Consider the following 21,760-nt stretch of genomic DNA (forward strand, 5'->3'; position numbering starts at 1 on the left):
GGCATTTTGACAGGGCAAAACCCTTGCAGAAAGTTTGGAATACCATAATATGACATTCCATAAACCGTAAGTTTTCGTCAGGTACACCCGGCACGGGACAGCATCAATAAAAGCACCTGACCGTTTCAAGTTTCGAGGCCCACTGGACCTACTGCTCCCGACTAAGCGGGCGACAAAAGCCCGCTCAAAAACACAACAAATGAGGGCGTGAACATGGTGTTTAACAAACGTGCAACGGCAGTCTTGGCAGCTGGGATGCTGGCTTTGTCGAGCGTTGCCGCCATCGCTGCCGAAAGCGTCAATTTCGTGAGCTGGGGCGGTTCCACGCAGGACTTCCAGAAACAAGCCTGGGCAGTACCCTTCAGCAAAACCAGCGGCATTACCGTGGTGCAGGATGGCCCGACTGACTACGGCAAACTCAAGGCCATGGTCGAAAGCGGTAACGTGCAGTGGGATGTGGTCGATGTCGAAGCCGACTTCGCCCTGCGCGCCGCCAGCGAAGGCCTGCTGGAGCCTCTCGATTTCAAGACCATCAAGCGCGACGAGATCGACAAGCGTTTTGTCACCGATCATGGCGCAGGCTCGTTCTTCTTCTCCTTCGTCCTCGGCTTCAACGAGAGCAAAGTAGGCGCCAAACCGCCTGCCGATTGGTCCGCCATGTTCGACACCAAGACCTGGCCCGGCAAACGCGCCCTGTACAAATGGCCTAGCCCCGGCGTACTCGAGCTGGCCCTGCTGGCAGATGGCGTAGCGCCCGACAAACTCTACCCGCTGGACCTGGACCGTGCCTTCAAGAAACTCGACACCATCAAGAAAGACATCGTCTGGTGGGGCGGCGGTGCGCAATCGCAGCAACTGCTGGCTTCTGGCGAAGTGTCGATGGGCCAGATGTGGAACGGCCGGGTCTACGCCCTGCAACAGGACGGCGCGCCGGTGGGCGTGAGCTGGAAGCAGAACCTGGTCATGGCTGATTTTCTGGTGGTGCCCAAAGGCGCAAAAAACAAGGACGCTGCGATGAAGTTCATCGCCAATGCGACCAGCGCCAAAGGTCAGGCCGACTTCTCCAACCTCAGCGCCTACGCGCCGGTCAACACCCAGAGCGTGGCGCGACTGGACTCCACGCTGGCGCCTAACCTGCCGACCGCGCATGTTGCCGACCAGATCACCCTCGACTTCGCCTATTGGGCCAAGAACGGTGCGGACATTGCGACACGGTGGAACGAATGGCTGGTCAAGTAAAAATGACGGCTGCCGTCCCTCGTCAACCCGACCCGGCCGGTGGTGCGCACAGCACTGCTGGCGCGGCCCACCACAAGGCGACGAGCATGCAGTCACCCCCATCCCTCGCACAGCGCTGGCGTGGCAGCCGCAACCTGCTGCCGGCGCTGCTGTTCCTAGGGCTGTTTTTCTTTGCGCCGCTGATTGGTTTGCTGCTGCGCGGTGTACTTGAACCCGTGCCCGGTCTGGGCAACTACGAGCAGTTGTTCGCTAACTCGGCCTACTCCAGAGTCTTGCTGAACACCTTCTCGGTTGCCGGGCTGGTCACGCTGTTCAGCCTGTTGCTGGGCTTCCCGCTGGCCTGGGTAATTACATTGGTGCCACGCGGCTGGGGACGCTGGATTCTCAATATCGTGCTGCTGTCGATGTGGACCAGCCTGCTGGCCCGCACCTATTCGTGGCTGGTATTGCTGCAGGCTTCCGGGGTCATCAACAAGGCGCTGATGGGCATGGGCCTCATTGATCAGCCGCTGGAAATGGTCCACAACCTGACCGGCGTGGTGATCGGCATGAGCTACATCATGATTCCGTTCATTGTCCTGCCGTTACAGGCGACCATGCAGGCCATCGACCCGATGGTGTTGCAAGCCGGTTCGATCTGCGGCGCAAGCCCGTGGAGCAATTTTTTCCGGGTGTTTCTGCCGCTGTGCCGTCCGGGGCTGTTTTCCGGAGGCCTGATGGTGTTTGTCATGTCGCTCGGTTACTACGTCACGCCCGCGCTGCTGGGCGGCGCACAGAACATGATGCTGCCTGAGTTCATCGTTCAGCAGGTGCAATCGTTCCTCAACTGGGGGCTGGCCAGTGCCGCCGCTGCGTTGCTGGTGCTGATCACGCTGGTGCTGTTCTACTTCTACCTGAAGCTCCAGCCGGAATCCCCGGTCGGCGCCAGTAACGCGAGGTAAACCGCCATGCTCCTCACACCCAATGCCATGAGCCCGGGGCTGCGTACGGGCCTGTACCTGACCACGGTGGTGATCGCACTGTTTCTGCTGCTGCCGATCCTGTTCATCATTCTGCTGTCGTTTGGCTCATCGCAGTGGCTGGTGTTTCCGCCGCCTGGCTGGACGTTGAAGTGGTATCAGCAGTTCTTTTCCAACCCGGACTGGATGGCGGCGGCGATGTCCAGCCTCAAAGTCGCGATACTGACCACCATCGCCTCGGTGGCACTGGGCCTGCCGACCGCCTTTGCCTTGGTGCGCGGCCGGTTTCCGGGGCGTGACATGCTGTACGGTGTGTTCACCCTGCCGATGATCGTGCCGTTGGTGATCATCGCCGTGGCGGTGTATGCGCTATTCCTCAAGCTCGGTTACACCGGCACGCTGTTCTCCTTCGTCGTCAGCCACGTGATCGTCGCCCTGCCGTTCACCATCATCTCGATCATCAACTCGCTGAAGCTCTTCGATCAGTCCATTGAGGATGCTGCGGTGATCTGCGGCGCATCGCGTTTGCAGGCGATCTACAAGGTAACCTTCCCCGGTATCCGGCCGGGCATGATGGCCGGCGCGCTTTTCGCGTTTCTGGTGTCGTGGGACGAAGTGGTGCTGAGCGTCATGATGGCCAGCCCGACCCTGCAGACCCTTCCCGTGAAAATGTGGACCACGCTGCGTCAGGACCTGACGCCCGTCATCGCTGTCGCCTCAACGCTGCTGATCGCGCTGTCGGTGGTGATCATGTTCATCGCTGCGACCCTGCGTCGTCGCAACGAAGCCAGGAGTATTTCATGAGTGCCGTGATCAAAGACCCCGCCCAGCCACAGCAAAAACCGCTGGTCGTGCTGTGCAACCTGAACAAGCATTACGGCAACTTCGCCGCCGTTGACGACATTTCTCTGGATATCCAGGAGGGCGAGTTTCTGACCTTTCTGGGCTCCAGTGGCTCGGGCAAAAGCACCACGCTGTCGATGCTGGCCGGTTTCGAAACCCCCAGTTCAGGCGAGATTCTGGTCGGCGGCAAGTCGCTGGTGAATGTGCCGCCGCACAAGCGTGATATCGGCATGGTGTTCCAGCGCTACTCGCTGTTTCCGCACCTGTCGGTTCGCGACAACATTGCCTTCCCGCTGGCGATCCGCAAGCTGCCGACGGCCGAGCGCGAGAAAAAGGTCGATGCGATGCTCAAGCTGGTTCAACTGGAAGAGTTCGCTCACCGCCGCCCTTCGCAATTGTCCGGCGGTCAGCAGCAACGGGTTGCCATTGCCCGAGCGCTGGTCTACGAACCGCGCATCCTGCTGATGGATGAACCACTCGGTGCACTGGACAAGAAACTGCGCGAAGACTTGCAGGATGAACTCCGTCAGTTGCACCGTCGGCTGGGCATCACCATTGTTTACGTGACCCACGATCAGGAAGAAGCCATGCGCCTGTCCCAGCGCATTGCGATTTTCAGCCACGGCAAGATCGTCGGTCTGGGCAGCGGTTACGACCTGTTTCAGAACCCGCCAAACGCCTTTGTGGCTTCGTTTCTCGGTAACTCCAACTTCCTCAAGCTCAAGGCACAGGGCAACGCCGTGGCCGCGTTCGAAGGCAGTTCGCTGGCGATACGCCTTACGTCGGGGCTCAATACCGATCAAGACGTGCTGCTGATGGTGCGTCCGGAGAAGGCTCAAGCGTTGAGCGTTTCCCAGGCGGCCGCCACGCCACTGGAAGCCGGCTGGAACGAAGTCAGCGCGAATGTCGCTGAAGTGCTGTTTCTCGGTGAGAGCCAGACCTGCTCGTTGGTGACCACCGGTGGCACGGCGATGACCGTCAAGGCCTTGTCGGCCACCGGCATGCCGCTCAAGGCCGGCGATCCGGTGCGGGTGCGCTGGGCCGCCGCCGATGCGTGTATCTACACCGAGTGGACCGACAGCGACCTGAACAAAGCAGCCGGGGCGCACTGATTCTGAGTCAGACGGGCGCGTGATGCACGGCGAAGTAATCGCGCAGGAATTCCACTGTGACGCGCATCTTCGCCGAGCTCATCAGCGGTGAGGTGTGCACCGCCCAGATATCCGCATCCTGCCGATACTCCGGCAGAACCTGAATCAGCCGACCTTCGGCCAGGTCGGTGCGCACATCCCAGAGCGAACGCAATAACAGCCCTCGCCCGTCCAGGCACCACTGGCGGGCAATTTCGCCATGGTTGGTCGACAGACTGCCGGTCACCTTCACGGTCTCTGCGCCTTGCGGCCCGTGCAGATGCCAGATGCCGAATGGCCGATCACGTTCCTTGATCACCAGGCAATCGTGGTTGGCCAGTTCACCCGGATTGACCGGCGTGCCCTGCCGTTGCAGATACGCCGGGCTCGCGCACAAGACCCGCCAGTTGCGGGCCAGATGACGGGCGCGCAGGTGCGGGGCGATCTGGTTGCCAACACGGATGTCCAGATCCACGCCTTCCTCGATCAGGTCGACCAGCCGATCCTGAATATCCAGCCGGATATCCAGCTTCGGGTAGCGCGCGGCCAGCTCTGACAAGGCCGGCGCAACAAAGCGCCGGCCGAAGCCCTGACTGCTGACCACACGCAACAGGCCGCTCGGTTCGCCGTGCAACGCCGCCACTTCATCACCCATCTGCTGCACGGACTCCAGAATGCCCTTGGCCCACTCGTAGACCCGCTCGCCGTCTTCAGTGATCGACACCTGCCGCGTGGAACGGTGCAGCAACACCACGCCCAGGTTCTGCTCCAGCAGCTTGACACGCTTGCTGACGTACGCAGCAGACATGCCCAGCTCATTGGCCGCCCCCACGAAGCTGGAACGCCGCGCAACGTGAATGAACACGTTCAGGTCATCAAGGTTTGGATAATTCACGATTCGTGTTTTCTCAATCCATTAATCGGCTGATTATCTTTGTATCGTGCGCTTATAGCATGGATAGCCTGTGCTACTCAGCCCTTACCTGCCGTTCAAAAAGAGTGCCCTGCCATGAACAACAAGAAACCGCGTATAGCGGCCATCGCCGGAGACGGCATCGGTCTTGAAGTCTTGCCCGAGGGAGTCAAGGTCGTTCAGGCAGTCGCTGCGAAACACGGGCTGGATCTGGAATTCGAGTACTTCGACTGGGCCAGCTGCGATTACTACCTAGAACACGGCAAGATGATGCCGGACGACTGGTTTGACCAGCTGAAAGGCTTCGACTCGATCTTTTTCGGCGCTGTGGGCTGGCCGGACAAAGTGCCTGACCACATTTCCCTGTGGGGCTCGCTGCTCAAGTTTCGACGCGAATTCGACCAGTACGCCAATATCCGCCCGGTGCGGTTGTTCCCCGGCGTACCCTGCCCGCTCGCCAATCGCAAACCGGGTGACATCGACTTCATCGTAGTGCGCGAAAACACCGAAGGCGAATACTCGTCGCTGGGCGGGATCATGTTCGAAAACACCGAAAACGAGTTTGTGCTGCAGGAATCGGTGTTCACTCGTCGCGGCGTCGACCGCATTCTCAAGTTCGCCTTTGAAATGGCCAGCAAACGCGAGCGCAAGCACGTCACTTCGGCGACCAAATCCAACGGCATGGCGATCAGCATGCCCTACTGGGATAAACGCACAGAGGCCATGGCGAGTCAGTACCCGGACGTCAGCTGGGACAAGCAGCATATCGACATCCTCTGTGCGCGCTTCGTGCTGCAACCCGAGCGCTTCGACGTGGTCGTCGCCTCCAACCTGTTCGGCGACATCCTCAGCGACCTCGGTCCGGCGTGCGCTGGCACTATCGGCATCGCGCCCTCGGCCAACCTCAACCCGGAACGCAACTTCCCGTCGCTGTTCGAACCGGTGCATGGCTCGGCACCGGATATCTTCGGCCAGAACATCGCCAACCCGATTGCGATGGTCTGGTCAGGTGCGTTGATGCTGGAATTCCTCGGTCAGGGCGATGAGCGATTCACAACGGCGCATGACGACATCATCACGGCTATCGAGCAGGTGATCGCCAATGGTGACGTGACGCCGGATCTAGGCGGCACGCTTTTGACTCAGCAGGTGGGCGCGGCGATTGTCGAGCGCGTTTCTGCGGCCCGTTAAGCGCTTTGCGTGACGCTGGCAGGCGTGCCGCGCTGCTCCAGCAACTCCACGAAGCGAGTCAGGCTGCGCGACACCGCGCCCCTGCGCCAGATCAGCCAGGTGTGCAGAAAGCGAAATTTCTCGGACAGCGGCCAGACGCTGACCGTGGCGCAGCCGGGCATGCTTTTCAGCATGCTGCGCGGCATCAACGCCAGCCCGGCACCGGCGCTGACGCAGGCCAGCATGCCGTGGTAGGACTCCATCTCATGGATCTTGCCCGGCACCGCGGCATCATCAGTGAACCAGCGCTCGAAATGGTGGCGGTACGAGCAGTTGGCACGAAACGCATAGATGCTTTCACCATTGACATCACGGCCACGCTTGACCGGGCTGTGGTTGAGCGGCGCAATAATAACCATCTCTTCTTCAAATACCGGGACGCCTTCCAGGGATGGATGCAGCACGGGCCCGTCGACGAACGCGGCCACCAGTCGTCCCGCCAGCACGCCATCGATCATCGTACCGGACGGTCCGGTGGACAGGTCCAGTTCGACCTTGGTGTTCTGCTGATTGTAGGCCGCCAGCAATGCCGGAATACGCACAGCGGCAGTGCTTTCCAGTGAACCCAGCGAAAAAGGCCCCTGTGGCTCGTCTCCGGAAACGGCCGCACGCGCCTCCTGCACCAGGTCCAGAATCCGTCGCGTGTAATCGAGAAAATTCCAGCCTGCGGGAGACAGACGCAGGCGATGTTTTTCGCGAATGAACAGGTCGACGCCAAGGTCCTGTTCGAGCTGCTTGATGCGCGTGGTCAGGTTTGAAGGCACGCGATGAATCTGCTGCGCGGCAGCACTGATGCTGCCGTGCTCGGCGACGGCCGTGAATATTTCCAGCTGGACCAGATCCACTTAATTCTCCAATCATGAACAATACGATCATTATTGTTCAGTTTTAGAGAGCATAGCACGCCGATAGACTGGTCCCACTCCCCACCTGGACAGGATGGCGCAATGACCACTATCAATAGTAATACCCATGCAATCTCGATCAACCCGGCCACCGGCGAGCAGATCGGCCACTATCCGTTTGAATCCGCAGCGGCGCAGGACATTACCCTCTCGCGTGCGGCCGCCGGTTTCGCAGGCTGGAAACGCAAGCCCGTGCAGGAGCGCGCACAGTTGATCGTCGCCATGGGCAAGGCGCTGCGCGACGACGCGGAAACCATCGCCCGGATGATCAGCGAAGAAATGGGCAAGCCCATCGCCCAGGCCAGAGGCGAGGTCGAAAAATGCGCGCAGTTGTGCGACTGGTACGCAGCACAGGGCCCGGCGATGCTAACGGCCGAATCGACTCAGGTCGAGGATGACAAGGCCCGTATCGAGTACCGCCCGCTGGGGCCGATTCTCGCGGTGATGCCGTGGAACTTCCCGATCTGGCAGGTGCTGCGCGGCGCCATCCCAACCTTGCTGGCTGGTAATACCTACGTGCTCAAGCATGCACCGAATGTGATGGGCTGTGCGTATCTGATGCGCGACGCGTTCCAGCGAGCAGGTTTTCCCGAGGGCGTGTTCGAAGTGCTTAACGTGTTGCCAGAGGGCGTTTCAAAGGCCATTGCTGACCCGCGCATTGCGGCGGTGACGCTGACCGGCAGCGTGCGTGCCGGCCAGGCGATTGGCGCTCAGGCCGGTGCCGCACTGAAGAAGTGTGTACTGGAACTGGGCGGCTCCGATCCGTTTATCGTGCTCGACGACGCCGATCTGGATCAGGCGGTGAAAGCGGCGGTGATTGGCCGCTTCCAGAACACCGGGCAGGTCTGTGCGGCGGCCAAGCGCCTGATCATCGAGCAAGGCGTGGTCGAGGAGTTCACCCGCAGATTCGTCGAGCAAACGCGTCAACTGGTGACAGGCGACCCCCTCTCCAGCGAAACCTACATTGGCCCCATGGCGCGCTTCGACCTGCGCGACGAACTGGATGCCCAGGTACAGGACACGCTCGCCGAAGGCGCCACGCTGTTGCTGGGCGGCCAAAAGGCTGAAGGCCAGGGCAATTATTATCAACCGACCGTGCTCGGTGACGTCACCGATAAGATGACCTCGTTCCGGCAGGAGCTGTTCGGCCCGGTAGCGTCGATCATCACCGCCAGAGACGCGCAGCACGCTCTGGAGCTGGCCAATGACAGTGACTTTGGCCTGACCACGACGATTTATACCCGTGACCTGCAACTGGCCGAGCACATGACCGAAGAACTGGAAACCGGCGGTGTGTTCATCAACGGCTACAGCGCTTCAGATCCACGCGTGACCTTCGGCGGCGTGAAAAAAAGCGGTTTTGGTCGTGAGCTGTCGCACTTCGGGGTACGCGAATTCTGCAATGCGCAGACCGTGTGGCGGGATCGTCACTGAGGGTTCAGCAGATACACAGCCGTTGCGGGAGTGACCGGGGCGGCGATCCGCGCTGCTCGCGAAGAGACTGATGCAGCCGCTGACTATTTGCTGAGCAGTTAGTCCGCCTTCGCGAGCAAGCTCGCTCCCACGGGAGTCATCTGTGGGAGCGATGAGTGTGCTTGTGTGGGAGTGAGCTTGCTCACGAATAGGCCCTTACGGTCGGCGAAGATCGTTAGAGCCAGACATCGCGATCATTCCTCGCCTGTTTCCACTACCGCAGGCTCGCCAATGGTATAGAAGTGCCCACCCGCCACGTAGTGCAGGCTGCGCCATTTCGGGTCGGCTGTTTCGAATTCCCAATGCCCGTCTTTAAACACCCGGGTATCGGCCCAGGCACCCACCACTTCGCCGATGAACAGGTCGTAGGCCTGCTGATTATGCGGCTCGGGAATCACCTTGCAGATCAGCCAGGCCGAACAGCCGACGACCAGCGGCGAGACGTGCCCCTCAATGCGAAACAGGTCCACGTTGGCCTTGTCCAGCTTGTCCGGGGTGAAAACCTTGCTCTGGGTGCCGACGTCAAAGGTCATCTGCAATTGATCCAGATTAGGCACCTGCAGCGCGAAATAACCGCTCTTCTCCACCAGCCCGCGGGTCTTGGTCATCTTGTCGATCACCAGCGTCGCCTTGGGCGGCGAGAAGTCCAGCGCACAGGCCCAGGCCGCAGCCATGACGTTATGAACGCCTTCGTGACTGGAAGACACCAGCACGGTCGGTCCGTGGCTGAGCAGACGGTAAGCTTTTTCCAGCTCGACAGGACGAATGTGATTGTCCACGTGTAACCCTCGGAAACATGATTCGTACCGCTACCGGCAGAGCAGCGAAATAAGGCATTCTGCATGCGCCACGCCGTGCGGCGTCGCGCGGCTGCAAGCGAACCTCCTCACCACTCATAAGGCATCGGATTGAGCAGCATAGACAGCCAGAACCCCGAAGTGTTCGCCCTGGTCCTCGCCGCAGGCCGCAGTCGGCGATTTGATGGAGACAAACGTCAGGCGCCGCTGCCCGGTGGGCATACGTTGCTGACTGCAAGTCTCGAAAATGCCAGCAAAGCCTTCGTGCATGTCGCCGTGATACTGCGTGCGGACGATGATGCCGAAGCGCTGAATATTCCCGCAGAGGTCAAGATCATTCGCAGCGAACACGCCGACCTCGGCATGGGCCACAGTCTGGCCAGCGGAGTCGCAGCAGTGATGAACTCGTCGGCCGACGCAGTCGCAGTTCTGCTGGCAGACATGCCCTGGATACAGCCACAGACCTTGCGCGACCTGGCCGTGCTGGCTGATCCTCTGCGCATTGCCCTGCCGATGCATGAAGGCCAGCGCGGCCATCCTGTAATCATCGGGCGCCGGTTCTGGCCCCAGTTGCTGACACTCGAAGGTGATCAGGGCGCAAAGGCGCTGATCGTCAATAATCCAGAGCGCTGCGACGTACTGCGATGCGACGATCCCGGCGTTTTGCGCGATGCAGACACGCGATCAGCGCTGGCCATGGCCTGCCAGCAACAGCTTAAAGATCGTCGCGACTGACACCGTTGGCAACCCGCAGAATATCGGCCATCACCGCAATCGCAATTTCTGCCGGCGTCTTGCTGCCAAGATTCAAACCGATAGGCGCGTGAATGCGCGCCAGCGCCGCGGCCTCCAGCCCGCCGATCCGCGCCAGACGCTCCAGACGCTTGCTGCTGGTGCGCATCGAGCCCATTGCGCCGATATAAAACGCCTCGGTACGTACGGCTTCAAGCATGCTCAGGTCGTCCAGTTTCGGATCGTGCGTCAACGCCAGTACCGCCGTCGAACTGTGGCAGCCGCCTTCGGCGATGAACACGGCAGGCAAGACCCCGCGCACTTCAACGCCCGGCATCGAGAAACCTGCCGTGACCTCGACACGCGGGTCACAGACAATCACTTCGTAGCCCATGGCGACGGCAAAACTGGCGCAGAACTCGGCCACGGGTGACAGACCGGCAAGCAGTACGCGATAGACCGCGCCCATGCGGATCCTGATGCGTTCACCGTCGACCTGTACCCGCGCCTCACCCAGCGCGGCAGGTCCCACGCTTCTCTGCATGCCACCCAGTTGCACTTCCCTGCTGACCAGCTCGCGTCCGGCCAGCGCCTGTTCGATAGCCGCCAGATGGGCGTCGGCTTCCGGGCTCGGTGCAATGCACTCGATCAATACGTCCAGCACGCCGCCACAAGGCAAGGCCCGCGTGGGCGCAAAACCACCATCACCATAACGAACCACCTGATTGACCGGCTGAAACTGTCCGGCGACGACGCGCTCCAGAAAGTCTTCTTCCACGCAACCACCCGACAGCGATCCGCGATGCTCGCCACTGCCCAGCGCCACCAGCATGGCCCCCGGCCCACGCGGGGCCGAGCCGAAGGTCGAGAGCACGGTGCACAGCCAGACCGGCTTGCCAGTGGCCAGCCAGTCACGCGCCTGTTGCACAACCTGCAAATCGAGTTGTTTCATCCTTACAGCCCTGCCATCAGTTTTTCCTTGGTGATCGGCAGACTGCGCACCCGTTTGCCCGTCGCGTGATAGACCGCATTGGCGACAGCCGCTGCCAGGCCGGTCACGCCGATTTCGCCGATGCCGCGCACACCGAACTCGCCGAGGTTGTAATCCGGGTAATCGAGCAACAGCACATCGATGTCAGGCTGGTCGGCATGCACCGGCACCACGTACTCGGCGTAGTTGTTATTGACCGGCATGCCGCTGCGCGGGTCGTACTCGGCTGCCTCGAACAGCGCCATGCCGATACCCATGACAATCGCGCCTTCAACCTGGTTGCGAGCCGCCAGCGGGTTGACCACCTTGCCCACGTCAATCGCGCTGACCACACGCGAAACCCGCAGGCTGGAAATGCCCGGGTCCAAGCGCACTTCGACAAAGTGCACACCGAATGAACGAAACGAGTGCTTGCCAGCTTCGGGCATGCCGCTCTGGAAATTACCCTCGGCCCGCGCCAGACGCTGGCCGTTTAGAACATCGACAAAACCGACGCGCTGCTCGCCCATCACCAGTTGACCGTTTTCGACCTTGATCGACTCGGCGTCCTGCCCGGCGAATACCGCACCCTTGCTCACCGCATACTGACGCAGCTTCTGCAAGGCTTCACGCGTTGCCCCGGCAATCGCCGGCATTACGCTGGCGGTGACCCATGAGCCACCGGAAACCGGGCCTGCCGGAAACGACGAACTGCCCAGCTCCACCTCGACACGCTCCATCGGGATACCGGTCAACTGGCTGACGGTCTGTGCAACGATGGTGTAAGTTCCGGTACCAATGTCCTGCAAGCCACACTGCGCCAGCGCCGTGCCATCGGCACGTAGAATGACGCGCGCATCGGTCGGTACTTGATAAGCCTCCCAATTGCACGCGCCCATGCCGTAACCAATGATTTCATCGCCTTCACGCATCGAGCCGACTTCAGCCTTGCGCGCCTGCCAGCCGAACCGTTCGGCGGCCTTGTCGATGGCTTCCGGCAAGTGATTGCTCGACCATGGCAAGCCCATGCTCTGATCTCTGTCGGACAGGTTCAGCTTGCGGAACGCCAGCGGGTCCATGCCGCTGGCGAGAGCCATTTCGTCGATAGCCGACTCCAGCGCGAACAGGCCCGGGGCCGCACCCGGGGCGCGCATCGATGTGGGCGTACCACGATTGATCGGGCTGATCTTGTGGCTGACCATCACGTTGTCACAGGCGTACAGGCTTTTCGTCACGCCACCGCAGTTTTCGGTGTAGTCATCGAGCATCGAGGTGTTGTTGAGCGACTCATGCCGAATCGATACCAGTTTGCCGCTGGCATCAGTGGCCAGACGCAGACGCTGGCGGGTTTCCGGGCGGTGGCCCACGGTGGTGAACATCTGCGCGCGCGGCAGCACCAGCTGCACCGATCGCCCGGTCGCTTTGGCGGCAGCGCAGGCGGCCACCGAATGCGGCCACGGCCAGAGTTTGCCGCCAAAGCCGGAGCCTATGAACGGTGCCCGCACTTCCACCCGGTCGGGCGGAAGGTCAAAAACGTTGGCCAGCAGGTTGCGATGGTTGACCACGCCCTGAGTGCTCTCGTAAACGAATAGCTTGCCGTCCTGCCACCACGCGGTACTGGCGTGCATTTCCATCGGGTTATGCACTTCGACCGGCGTGGTGTAAGTCTGATCGACCTGAGCCTTGGCGCTCTGAAATGCGCGGTCCGGGTTGCCACGGTTATGCCCCGCACCGCCATCGCGGACGCCATTGACGCGCATGCCTTCCTGCAGATCCTTGACCGTCGGGCGCTGCTGGTAATCGACGGTTACACGATGCGCGGCTGCCCTCGCCTGCTCGAAGCTTTCGGCGACCACCAGTGCGACGAACTGTCCTGGGTAGTAAACCTGATCATCTTCAAACGGCAGGCGGTGCTCGTCGGCTTTGCTCGCCGACAGCATCCTGGCGAAGCTCAGCTTGGTATTCGGGGTGCGGTGCAGCGCAGGAAAGTGGCCGTGATGGAAGACATCCACCACGCCCGGCATCGCTTTCGCCTGCTGGTCGTTGATGGCCACGATGCGCCCGTTGCCAATCGTGCTGTAGACGCCATAAGCGTAAAGCATCTCGCCCATGGGATGGTCCGCCGCGTAGCGCGCCTGACCACTGACTTTCTGGCCGCCGTGATGCGACGTTGCGGCGTGCCGATAATATTTTCGCTCATGAGAATTTCTTAGGCCGTGAGGTCGCGAAGATTGCGGACGATGACCTGCTGACCCAGCGGGATCTTGAAGGCATTGTGTTCGTAGGCGCGCGAGCCTTTCATCGCCAGCTCTGCGACCCTGGTGAAGGTGTTCATGTCGGCGCGCTGACCGATCAGCGCCCGTTCCGCCTCGACCGCACGCCATGGCTTGGTGCCCACGCCACCCAGTGCAAGGCGTGCATCGGCAATGCGCTTGCCGTCCATCACCAGAATCACCGCGCTTGACGCAAGGGCAAACTGGTAGGAGGTGCGATCACGCAGTTTCAGATAAGAGGATCGTCCGCCCGCCAGTGGCGCATCCAGGGTCACATGGGTGATCAGTTCGTGAGGGGCCAGCGCATGTTCATGCTGCGGCGTGTCACCGGGCAGCAGGTGAAAGTCGGCAAACGGAATATCCCGTGTTCCATTGGCACCTTGCACCGTGACCTGCGCACCAATCGCCGCCATGCCCACACACATGTCCGAAGGGTGCGTTGCAATGCAGTGATCGCTGCTACCCAGCACGGCGTGCACGCTGCGGTTCAGACCGCCGATGGCTGCGCAGCCCGAACCAGGCTGACGCTTGTTGCAGGCTGATACATTGTCGCGAAAATACGGGCAGCGCACGCGCTGCATGAGGTTGCCGGCTGTGGTGGCCTTGTTGCGCAACTGAGTCGATGCCCCGGCCAGCAACGCTTCGGACAATAGCGGGTAGCGCTGCTGTACCAATGGATGACTGGCCAGGTCGGTATTACTGACCAGAGCGCCAATGCGCAGACGCCCGTCGGGCAGCGATTCGACCTGTTTCAGCGCCAAGTGGTTGATGTCCACCAACTGTTCCGGCTGCATGACATCGAGCTTGACCAGATCGAGCAAGGTGGTGCCGCCCGCCAGATAAAAGCGCTGGCCCTGGCCCGACGCCGAAGTGACCGCCTGTGCAGGCGAAGCCGCGCGTGCGTAATCGAAAGTTCGCATCAGGCAGCTCCCCCCATTTTCGAACGCGCCGACTGCACGGCCGACAGAATGTTCTTGTAAGCACCACAACGGCAGATGTTGCCGCTCATGGCTTCGCGCACGCTGGCATCATCGGACGGGATGTTCGGGTCCTTGAGAATGGCGACGGCACTCATGATCTGCCCTGACGTGCAATAACCGCACTGGTAGGCGTCATGCTCCCAGAAGGCTTCCTGAACCGGATGCAACGTGCCGTTCTCGGCGAGCCCTTCGATGGTGGTGATGCTGTCGCCCTGGTGCTGCACCGCGATGGACAGGCAGGAGTTGATCGCCACGCCGTTGACCAGCAGCGTGCAGGCGCCGCACTGACCATGGTCGCAGCCTTTCTTGGTGCCGGTCAGTTGCAGGCGATCACGCAACACGTCGAGCAGCACCGCGTTGGCCGGCACGTTCAGGGTATGAACCTGACCGTTGACCTTGAGCTGGATACGGTGCTCGCCGGCTGCCGGTGCGTCATTGTCCTCGACCACTGGCGCCAGCGCTGCGGCGGGTGCGGCCTGCAGCATGCCGTCGGCGGGTATCCAGCTGGACAACGTGGCGGCAGCTATACCCGATGCGCCGAACTTCAGAAAGTTGCGGCGCGAGGGCTGCACGGCACTGCTGTCAGCAGCAGGTTCCTTGTGCTTTTTTGGTTCAGTCATCAGGATCACTCGGTCATAGCCGACGCTGCTATCAAGCGACGGGCGTTATTTTTGGTCAGCGGCCCGGACGTGCTGGTACTCACTGACCTGTTATTTCATCGGTCAAGAGAGTCAAAACGCTATCACCGGCATAAGTGTTTAACTGGCCAGCGCCGCTAAAGTTCCAACTCATTGACGGGCGTCTGTATCCGCAGGTTGGCCGCACGGCGCACGATCATCTGTTGACCCTAACAGCTGGTTCAGGCGCTGATTAGCCAGCCAGATTGACTAGCGGTCATGAAAAACATTCATGAATAGGCAGAGAGAGGGCCGAGTACGCTCAGCAACGCTTGCATCAGCGGGCGGGAAAGGCGTGGTCGATACAGGCACGGACGGTCCAGCGCCCGCTCAAGACTTGCTCGAAAATGACGATATAGAAGGTCAGGAAAGTCGTGAGGCGTCTAAATCGGGGCATTGACGACCGATTTGATGGTGGCACCTCGCAACCGGTACCCGGTTTATGCGAAAATGCCGCGTCTTCGCCGAATGGCACCATGGTTTTGCGCAGAGCGGGTAGAAAAATACGCCTCTAGCGTGCCTCCATGCCCCAGTGCGGCGTCTCAGACTCCGTGAGCAGGCTGACCCGGTGTGATTTGCCTGGGTGTAGCCGGATAGATTTCCGGACACCGCAACACACCGACAGAGCAAGAATGTCACTCATGACGCTGAGTCCAACGATGATAAGAAGCCAGCGCAGCAGGACATAAATTGAGGTCTCGAGCGGTATTATATTGGCCTTGTATGTCCACCTCTAGTCCCTGTGGGTGCGAGAGTTTGTCGCATGCATCGAAGCATGTGACAGGCCGCAGCTTCAGGAACAGTCGGCGGATGGCGTTTATCAAATGGATGGCAGAATGTTTAAGAAAGTGAATACGGCCCTTTTGGGTATGGCCATTTCCATGGGCATCATGCCCGTGCATGCAGCTGAAACCAAAAAAGTCGACGTACTGCTCGTCGGCGGCGGCATCATGAGTGCAACCCTGGCGGTCTGGCTCAACGAGCTGGAGCCAAGCTGGTCGATGGAAATGGTCGAGCGTCTCGACGGCGTCGCCGAAGAAAGCTCCAACGGCTGGAATAACGCCGGTACCGGTCACTCGGCACTGGCCGAACTGAACTACACCCCGGAAGACAAGAACGGCAACGTCGACATCTCCAAGGCGATCGAGATCAACGAAGCTTTCCAGATCTCCCGTCAGCTCTGGTCCTGGCAGGTCAAGACCGGTGTTCTGAAGAACCCGCGTTCGTTCATCAACTCCACGCCGCACATGAGCTTCGTATGGGGCGACAACAACATCCAGTTCCTGCGCAAGCGTTACGCGGCATTGCAAGCCAGCCCGCTGTTCAGCGGCATGCAGTACTCCGAGGACCATGAGCAGATCAAGAAGTGGGTCCCGCTGATGATGGAAGGTCGTGACCCGGCGCAGAAGCTGGCCGTGACCTGGAGCCCGATCGGCACCGACGTCAACTTCGGCGAGATCACTCGTCAGTTCGTCGCCAATCTGAAAGCCAAGCAGAATTTCAATCTGCAGTTGTCGAGTGAAGTCGAAGATATCAATCACAACGATGACGGCACCTGGCGCGTCAAGTACAAGAACCTGAAAGACGGCACTGTCACCGAAACCGATACCAAGTTCCTGTTCATCGGTGCCGGCGGTGCGGCTCTGCATCTGCTGCAAGAGTCGGGCATTCCTGAAGCCAAGGAATACGGCGGCTTCCCGGTCGGCGGTTCGTGGCTGGTGACCGAGAACCAGGACCTCGCCATGCAACACATGGGCAAGGCCTATGGCATCGCGTCGACCGGTGCGCCGCCCATGTCGGTTCCTCACCTGGACACCCGTGTCCTGGACGGCAAGCGCGTGATCCTGTTTGGCCCGTTCGCGACCTTCTCGACCAAGTTCCTGAAAAACGGCTCGTACTTCGATCTGCTGACCAGCACCACCATGCACAACGTGTGGCCGATGACCCGCGTCGGTATCGAACAGTACCCGCTGATCGAATACCTCGCAGGCCAGGTGATGATGTCTGACGACGATCGCTTCGCTGCTCTGAAAGAGTACTTCCCGAACGCCTAGAAAGAAGACTGGCGCCTGATGCAAGCCGGTCAGCGCGTACAGATCATCAAGCGTGATGAAGAGAAAGGCGGCGTTCTGAAGCTGGATACCGAAATCGTTGCTTCCAAGGACGGCTCGATTGCCGGTCTGCTGGGCGCATCGCCAGGTGCTTCGACTGCAGCGCCTATCATGCTGGGCGTGCTTGAGAAGGTCTTCAAGGACAAGGTAGCGACCCCGGCGTGGCAGGAAAAACTGCGCCAGATCGTGCCTAGCTACGGCACCAAGCTGAACAACAACCCGGATCGCGTTGCCGAGGAATGGGCTTACACCGCCGAAGTCCTGCAGCTGACTCCACCACCGCCGGTCAACAAGGCAGGCACCGCGCCAACGCCTGCTGCCCAGCCAGCGAAAAGCAATCCAGCCAGTGACATGGCGCTTTAAGGCCTACACCGCTTGAAGCGAAGCCCCGCCAGACCCTGTCTGGCGGGGCTTTTTTTTGGCGATTAGTGCGGCCAGCCGAAAATACATCGAACTCCCCCTTTCATACGTCCCTCCAATCCATACGATCCACTTGCGAGGAACTGCCATGAACGATCAGAACGACATCAGCAAAGACGCTCCTTACACGCCAACCGTTGACCACTCCGGCAAACCGGTTGAAGTCGTGCGTAAGGACATTGAACACGAACACGCCGACACAGAGGGCGTAGACAAGACTATTACGCCAACCTCGATCAAGGAAAAAGAGCAGGACGCCGAAACATTGCGTCAGAAAAACGCCGAAGTAGAGCGTATGCTGAATGGTCAGGGCTGACCACGCCTGAAACGCTGCGCAGGACTGAACACCAACAGCGTTATTTGTCATGGATGACCTGACACCCGCCTGGCAGTTACTGGCCAATCAGGCAACCGAATCGCGCTTGCCTTCGGCCTTTGTCATTGTGAGTGGCTGCAAGCGTCTGTTCATCACGTTTCGGCTCTGGTTCTTATCGACAGAGCTGTCTCATAAAAGCTCAACACCGCCATTTTGCGGCAGCCCCTCTGACATTTGCGCCGTTAATCCAGGCCGCTGAGCGCTTCAAGCATTGCCGCGGCCGACCACTATTTTCTCCACGTGTTCGCGACTGCGCGGCGACTGCCTGTTGCCTCAGCGCTGCATTTGGTCGTTACCGATTGAAATACTATTTGGAGCTCACACAATGAGCGAGCACACGCGGGACTCAGGTCCCGATGCAGCTCTCGAAGCGGCACTTGCCGAGTGCGCCCGTGAACCGATTCGTGTACCTGGCGCAATTCAGCCGCATGGCGTGCTTCTCACCGTTACCGGCGATCCCTTGTGTATCGAGCAAGTCAGCGCCAACTGCGCTGACAAACTGGGGCTTGAGGCCAGCGAACTCTTGGGCGTTCCGTTGTCGCAATGGGTCTCGCCCGAGCACGCACGGTTAATCACTCAGGCCTACCAGAAGCCCGGTGCAGCAGACATTGAGCCTTTGCGGCTCAGCTTTGCTGCCACCGATTACAGTGCAGTACTTCATCGGTCTGCTGATGTATTGATCATCGAACTGGAGCCCTACGTTGAACCCGCCCGGGAACAACCCGGCGTCATTACCCGGGTTTTGCGCAACCTGCATGCCGCCACAGACCTTGAAACCCTGTTTGATATCAGCGTGCATGAAATACAGGCGCTCACTGGCTACGACCGGGTCCTGATCTACCGGTTTGAGCCCCAGGGGCACGGTGAGGTAGTCGCCGAAGCACTGACAGGTACGCTGCCCAGCTACAGCGGCCTGCATTTTCCGGGTTCGGACATTCCTGCCCAGGCGCGCGAGCTGTATCGCTTGAACTGGATCAGGGTCATTCCCGATGCAGGCTACATACCGGTCCCGCTGATACCGACGTTGCGTCCTGACACCGGGCTGCCGCTGGACCTGAGCTTTTCGTCGTTGCGCAGCGTTTCGCCTGTTCACTGCGAGTACCTCAAAAACATGGGTATAGGTTCGTCGATGAGCATCTCGCTGCTGGACAACGGTGAATTGTGGGGGCTGATTGCCTGCGGTCACCCTGATCCGCTGCTGGTTTCAAGGGAGTATCGCGACGCCTGTGCCATGATCGGGCAGCTTTTGTCGGTAAAGATCTCTGCCATCGTTGCCACTCAGCTTCAGCGCGAACGGGAAGAGAAAGTTGCACTGCTCAGGCAACTGGCGGATGCCATGAGCCATGCCGACCATGAGATTCTGGACGGCCTGGTGGGTCGACCGGAGCTTCTTCAGTCGCTGACGCAAGCGCAGGGTGCCGCCGTTTTGATCGACGACCATCTTCATCTGTTCGGAGATTGTCCGGCACCTGAACAGGTACGAGCGTTACATCGCTGGATTCGCGACGAGGGCATGCTCGGTCAGCGTCGTCATGAGCATGCCAAGGGACTTCAAGGGCTGGGAATTTTCTACACGGACTCGATGCAGCAGCACTGTATCGACAGTAAAGCCTACCGCGACGTGGCGAGTGGCGTTATTGCGTTCACCCTGCCCAAGCCGGTGGACAACGCCGTCATGTGGTTCCGCCCGCAGCTCACTTCCACCATGAACTGGAGCGGCGATCCGGCCCAGCACCTGAGCGCCGGGCCGGCCGGAACGGCCAGTCATCGCCTGCATCCCCGGCAATCGTTCGACCTGTGGGAACAACAGGTCACCGGAATTGCACGGCCATGGTCAATGGGCGATCTCTATGCGGCTGAAGATATGCGGCGCTCTGCTCTGGAAAATGACCTGGAGCGTCAGGTCCAGCGTGAACAGGAGGCCGTGCGACTGCGTGACGAGCTGGTCGCGGTGGTATCTCATGACCTGCGCAACCCGATGTCAATCATCATCATGCAGTGCGGCATGATGCAGCGCTGGGCGGTTGACGATACCAGCGTTGAAAACCGCAATATCCGCCGTGCGCTGGCGACCATCGAAAAAGCGACAACGCGCATGAACAGCCTGCTGGAAGACCTGCTGGATACTGCAAAAATCGAAACAGGCCGTTACCCGTTGTCCTGCCTGCCCTTGAACGTCACCAGCCTGCTTGAAGAGGCGTGCAGTCTTCTGGTGATGCTGGCGACGGAAAAAGGTATCGAGCTCAATTGCACCGCAGCTGTTGGTCTGGTGATTGACGCTGACTCGGAGCGCGTCTTCCAGGTGCTTTCGAACCTGGTCGGCAACGCCATCAAGTTCACTGCCAAGGGTGGCAAGATCGATATCGACGCGGTCGCCAGCGGCGATGAGGTCCTGTTCAGAATCAGTGACAACGGCGTCGGCGTTCCGGCAGATCATTTACCCCACATTTTCCAGCGCTACTGGTCCGTCAAGGAAGGCAACCCGCACGGCAACGGCCTTTGACTCTACATCTCGCAGGGCATCATCAGCGCTCACGGTGGGCGTCTTTGGGTTGACAGCACACCCGGCTGCGGGAGCGTATTCTCGTTCAGTCTGCCAAGACATCAAGGGGCAGCGACATCCGGCGAAACGACTTTTTTGCAACAAGGCGGCAATACCGAGCGTCTGGCGCAATCAATATCAGCCAGGCTGGAGCGCCAGCAAATTGAAGACCGTGTCGCTCGGGCCGGGTTGTTGAATGAGCTCAACCACCGGGTCAAAAACACCTTGGCAACTGTTCAGGCGATGGCCGCACTTACCGCCAACAGCTCTGAATCACTCCCGGCGTTTCGCAGAAGTTTCGATGCACGTCTGCATGCCCTGAGCCATGCCCATGATGCCTTGACGCGTACTGAATGGGTGTCCACTCAGTTGGCTGACCTGGTCGAACAACTTCGGGAGCAGGACGCCGGGCTGCACAGGATCACCTTCAAGGGCGACCCGATCACCCTTGAGCCGCGAACGTCTCTGACATTTTCAATGGTGCTACATGAGTTGATGGCAAACGCTGTACAACACGGCGCGCTTTCGTCGGCAGCAGGTCGGGTCACTGTCACCTCCCGACTGAACACAGGGCCGCACTCCCCTGCCTTATCGGTTGAATGGACAGAAACAGGCGGCCCACCGGTCGTTGCGAGTACGGTGAAGGGCTTCGGTTTCAAATTGATCAGCCGCAGCGTCGAGCGCGAGCTCAAGGGCAAAGCCGAGGTTGAATTCCTCAATACCGGCATCGTCTGGTCGATGCTGATTCCCTGGCCAGACAAACCGGAGAGCGACTTATGAGCCACAAATCAGAGAGTGAACACCTGCCGCGCAGGGTTCTGCTGGTGGAAGACGAGACGATGGTCGCGATGCTGATGGAAGCCATGCTCGAAGACCTGGGGTTCACGACCGCAAGCCATGCCAGCACGCTTGAAGAAGGTATCGCCTGTGCGCGCGACGGTGATTACGACCTGGCGATACTGGATATCAACATTATCGGTGGCACTTCGTTTCCAGTCGCGGCCATCATCGCCCAGCGAGGTCTCCCGTTCATGTTCTGCTCAGGATACGGGCGACTGGCTCTCCCAGAGATATGGACAGAGCGGCAGTGCATCGCCAAACCGTTCAGTGCAGATCAGCTGGAGCGGGCTTTGCACCAACTGCTTCAGGCTTGACCCGCTTTTTCAACGGGCGTCGTTATTCGGCAACTG

Annotated in this window: 15 protein-coding genes and 3 pseudogenes; 11 read left to right on the plus strand and 7 right to left on the minus strand. The window is 60.0% G+C overall.

Annotated elements, in window-relative coordinates; genetic code table 11:
• The first annotated feature begins 213 nt into the window (after positions 1-213).
• From BLT55_RS09130 to BLT55_RS09145, 4 genes are read left to right on the plus strand one after another with little or no spacing between them, the layout of a single operon-like run.
• The gene (locus BLT55_RS09130; protein WP_055001366.1) at positions 214-1,239 is read left to right on the plus strand and encodes an ABC transporter substrate-binding protein; all 1,026 of its coding nucleotides are present in this window, start codon (positions 214-216) and stop codon (positions 1,237-1,239) included.
• Positions 1,224-2,180: an ABC transporter permease gene (locus tag BLT55_RS09135; protein WP_074800327.1), complete on the plus strand. Its 957-nt coding sequence runs from the start codon at positions 1,224-1,226 to the stop codon at positions 2,178-2,180. Before BLT55_RS09130 ends, BLT55_RS09135 begins: the two co-directional genes overlap by 16 nt.
• 6 nt (positions 2,181-2,186) lie before the next feature.
• Positions 2,187-3,002, plus strand: a complete 816-nt coding sequence (locus BLT55_RS09140) for an ABC transporter permease (protein WP_055001364.1) — start codon at positions 2,187-2,189, stop codon at positions 3,000-3,002.
• Positions 2,999-4,153: an ABC transporter ATP-binding protein gene (locus BLT55_RS09145; protein ID WP_055001363.1), complete on the plus strand. Its 1,155-nt coding sequence runs from the start codon at positions 2,999-3,001 to the stop codon at positions 4,151-4,153. The genes BLT55_RS09140 and BLT55_RS09145 overlap by 4 nt, the downstream gene beginning before the upstream one ends.
• Positions 4,154-4,160: 7 nt before the next feature.
• On the opposite strand, the gene BLT55_RS09150 is transcribed toward BLT55_RS09145, so the two are convergent.
• The gene (locus BLT55_RS09150; protein WP_055001362.1) at positions 4,161-5,066 is read right to left on the minus strand and encodes a LysR substrate-binding domain-containing protein; all 906 of its coding nucleotides are present in this window, start codon (positions 5,064-5,066) and stop codon (positions 4,161-4,163) included.
• Between the two features lie 114 nt (positions 5,067-5,180).
• On the opposite strand from BLT55_RS09150, the gene BLT55_RS09155 reads away from it, so the two are divergent.
• On the plus strand, positions 5,181-6,275 hold the full coding sequence (locus BLT55_RS09155; RefSeq protein ID WP_055001361.1) for a tartrate dehydrogenase: 1,095 nt from the start codon (positions 5,181-5,183) through the stop codon (positions 6,273-6,275).
• Here the strand turns inward: BLT55_RS09155 and ptrR are convergent.
• A complete protein-coding gene (gene ptrR, locus BLT55_RS09160; protein WP_055001360.1) occupies positions 6,272-7,159 on the minus strand; it encodes a putrescine utilization regulator PtrR in 888 nt (295 codons plus the stop codon). The genes BLT55_RS09155 and ptrR overlap by 4 nt on opposite strands.
• Positions 7,160-7,261: 102 nt before the next feature.
• On the opposite strand from ptrR, the gene BLT55_RS09165 reads away from it, so the two are divergent.
• On the plus strand, positions 7,262-8,653 hold the full coding sequence (locus BLT55_RS09165; RefSeq protein WP_055001359.1) for an aldehyde dehydrogenase family protein: 1,392 nt from the start codon (positions 7,262-7,264) through the stop codon (positions 8,651-8,653).
• A 233-nt stretch (positions 8,654-8,886) separates the two neighbouring features.
• Here BLT55_RS09165 and BLT55_RS09170 read toward each other — a convergent pair whose 3' ends face one another.
• Positions 8,887-9,471, minus strand: a complete 585-nt coding sequence (locus BLT55_RS09170; protein ID WP_055001358.1) for a flavin reductase family protein — start codon at positions 9,469-9,471, stop codon at positions 8,887-8,889.
• 129 nt (positions 9,472-9,600) lie between these two features.
• Between BLT55_RS09170 and BLT55_RS09175 the strand changes: the two genes are divergently transcribed.
• Positions 9,601-10,224 (plus strand): nucleotidyltransferase family protein, encoded by a 624-nt coding sequence (locus BLT55_RS09175; protein ID WP_055001357.1) that lies wholly within the window; start codon positions 9,601-9,603, stop codon positions 10,222-10,224.
• Here BLT55_RS09175 and BLT55_RS09180 read toward each other — a convergent pair.
• From BLT55_RS09180 to BLT55_RS09195, 4 genes and pseudogenes are all read right to left on the minus strand, one after another.
• Positions 10,205-11,173: an XdhC family protein gene (locus BLT55_RS09180; RefSeq protein WP_055001356.1), complete on the minus strand. Its 969-nt coding sequence runs from the start codon at positions 11,171-11,173 to the stop codon at positions 10,205-10,207. The genes BLT55_RS09175 and BLT55_RS09180 overlap by 20 nt on opposite strands.
• Positions 11,174-11,175: 2 nt before the next feature.
• Positions 11,176-13,391: pseudogene (locus BLT55_RS09185) on the minus strand (xanthine dehydrogenase family protein molybdopterin-binding subunit).
• Between the two features lie 9 nt (positions 13,392-13,400).
• The gene (locus tag BLT55_RS09190) at positions 13,401-14,384 is read right to left on the minus strand and encodes an FAD binding domain-containing protein (protein WP_055001355.1); all 984 of its coding nucleotides are present in this window, start codon (positions 14,382-14,384) and stop codon (positions 13,401-13,403) included.
• On the minus strand, positions 14,384-15,064 hold the full coding sequence (locus BLT55_RS09195) for a (2Fe-2S)-binding protein (RefSeq protein WP_055001354.1): 681 nt from the start codon (positions 15,062-15,064) through the stop codon (positions 14,384-14,386). The genes BLT55_RS09190 and BLT55_RS09195 overlap by 1 nt, the downstream gene beginning before the upstream one ends.
• 893 nt (positions 15,065-15,957) lie before the next feature.
• Here BLT55_RS09195 and mqo point away from each other — a divergent pair.
• From mqo to BLT55_RS09215, 4 genes and pseudogenes are all read left to right on the plus strand, one after another.
• Positions 15,958-17,595 (plus strand): annotated as a pseudogene (gene mqo / locus BLT55_RS09200) (malate dehydrogenase (quinone)).
• Between the two features lie 145 nt (positions 17,596-17,740).
• On the plus strand, positions 17,741-17,968 hold the full coding sequence (locus BLT55_RS09205; RefSeq protein ID WP_007251755.1) for a hypothetical protein: 228 nt from the start codon (positions 17,741-17,743) through the stop codon (positions 17,966-17,968).
• 385 nt (positions 17,969-18,353) lie between these two features.
• Positions 18,354-21,350, plus strand: a pseudogene (locus BLT55_RS09210) (ATP-binding protein).
• Positions 21,347-21,724, plus strand: coding sequence for a response regulator (locus tag BLT55_RS09215; protein ID WP_055001353.1), 378 nt, complete (start codon positions 21,347-21,349; stop codon positions 21,722-21,724). The pseudogene BLT55_RS09210 and the gene BLT55_RS09215 overlap by 4 nt, the downstream one beginning before the upstream one ends.
• Positions 21,725-21,760: the final 36 nt, after the last annotated feature.

The organism is Pseudomonas cannabina (assembly GCF_900100365.1).
GTDB classification, from domain to species: domain Bacteria; phylum Pseudomonadota; class Gammaproteobacteria; order Pseudomonadales; family Pseudomonadaceae; genus Aquipseudomonas; species Aquipseudomonas cannabina.

What these genes read in the sequence shown, in the direction of transcription:
- BLT55_RS09130 (WP_055001366.1), top strand. Translation starts at nt 214, where the DNA reads ATGGTGTTTAACAAACGTGCAACGGCAGTCTTGGCAGCTGGGATGCTG.
- BLT55_RS09135 (WP_074800327.1), top strand. Translation starts at nt 1,224, where the DNA reads ATGGCTGGTCAAGTAAAAATGACGGCTGCCGTCCCTCGTCAACCCGAC.
- BLT55_RS09140 (WP_055001364.1), top strand. Translation starts at nt 2,187, where the DNA reads ATGCTCCTCACACCCAATGCCATGAGCCCGGGGCTGCGTACGGGCCTG.
- BLT55_RS09145 (WP_055001363.1), top strand. Translation starts at nt 2,999, where the DNA reads ATGAGTGCCGTGATCAAAGACCCCGCCCAGCCACAGCAAAAACCGCTG.
- BLT55_RS09155 (WP_055001361.1), top strand. Translation starts at nt 5,181, where the DNA reads ATGAACAACAAGAAACCGCGTATAGCGGCCATCGCCGGAGACGGCATC.
- BLT55_RS09165 (WP_055001359.1), top strand. Translation starts at nt 7,262, where the DNA reads ATGACCACTATCAATAGTAATACCCATGCAATCTCGATCAACCCGGCC.
- BLT55_RS09180 (WP_055001356.1), bottom strand. Translation starts at nt 11,173, where the DNA reads ATGAAACAACTCGATTTGCAGGTTGTGCAACAGGCGCGTGACTGGCTG.
- BLT55_RS09190 (WP_055001355.1), bottom strand. Translation starts at nt 14,384, where the DNA reads ATGCGAACTTTCGATTACGCACGCGCGGCTTCGCCTGCACAGGCGGTC.
- BLT55_RS09195 (WP_055001354.1), bottom strand. Translation starts at nt 15,064, where the DNA reads ATGACTGAACCAAAAAAGCACAAGGAACCTGCTGCTGACAGCAGTGCC.
- BLT55_RS09205 (WP_007251755.1), top strand. Translation starts at nt 17,741, where the DNA reads ATGAACGATCAGAACGACATCAGCAAAGACGCTCCTTACACGCCAACC.
- BLT55_RS09215 (WP_055001353.1), top strand. Translation starts at nt 21,347, where the DNA reads ATGAGCCACAAATCAGAGAGTGAACACCTGCCGCGCAGGGTTCTGCTG.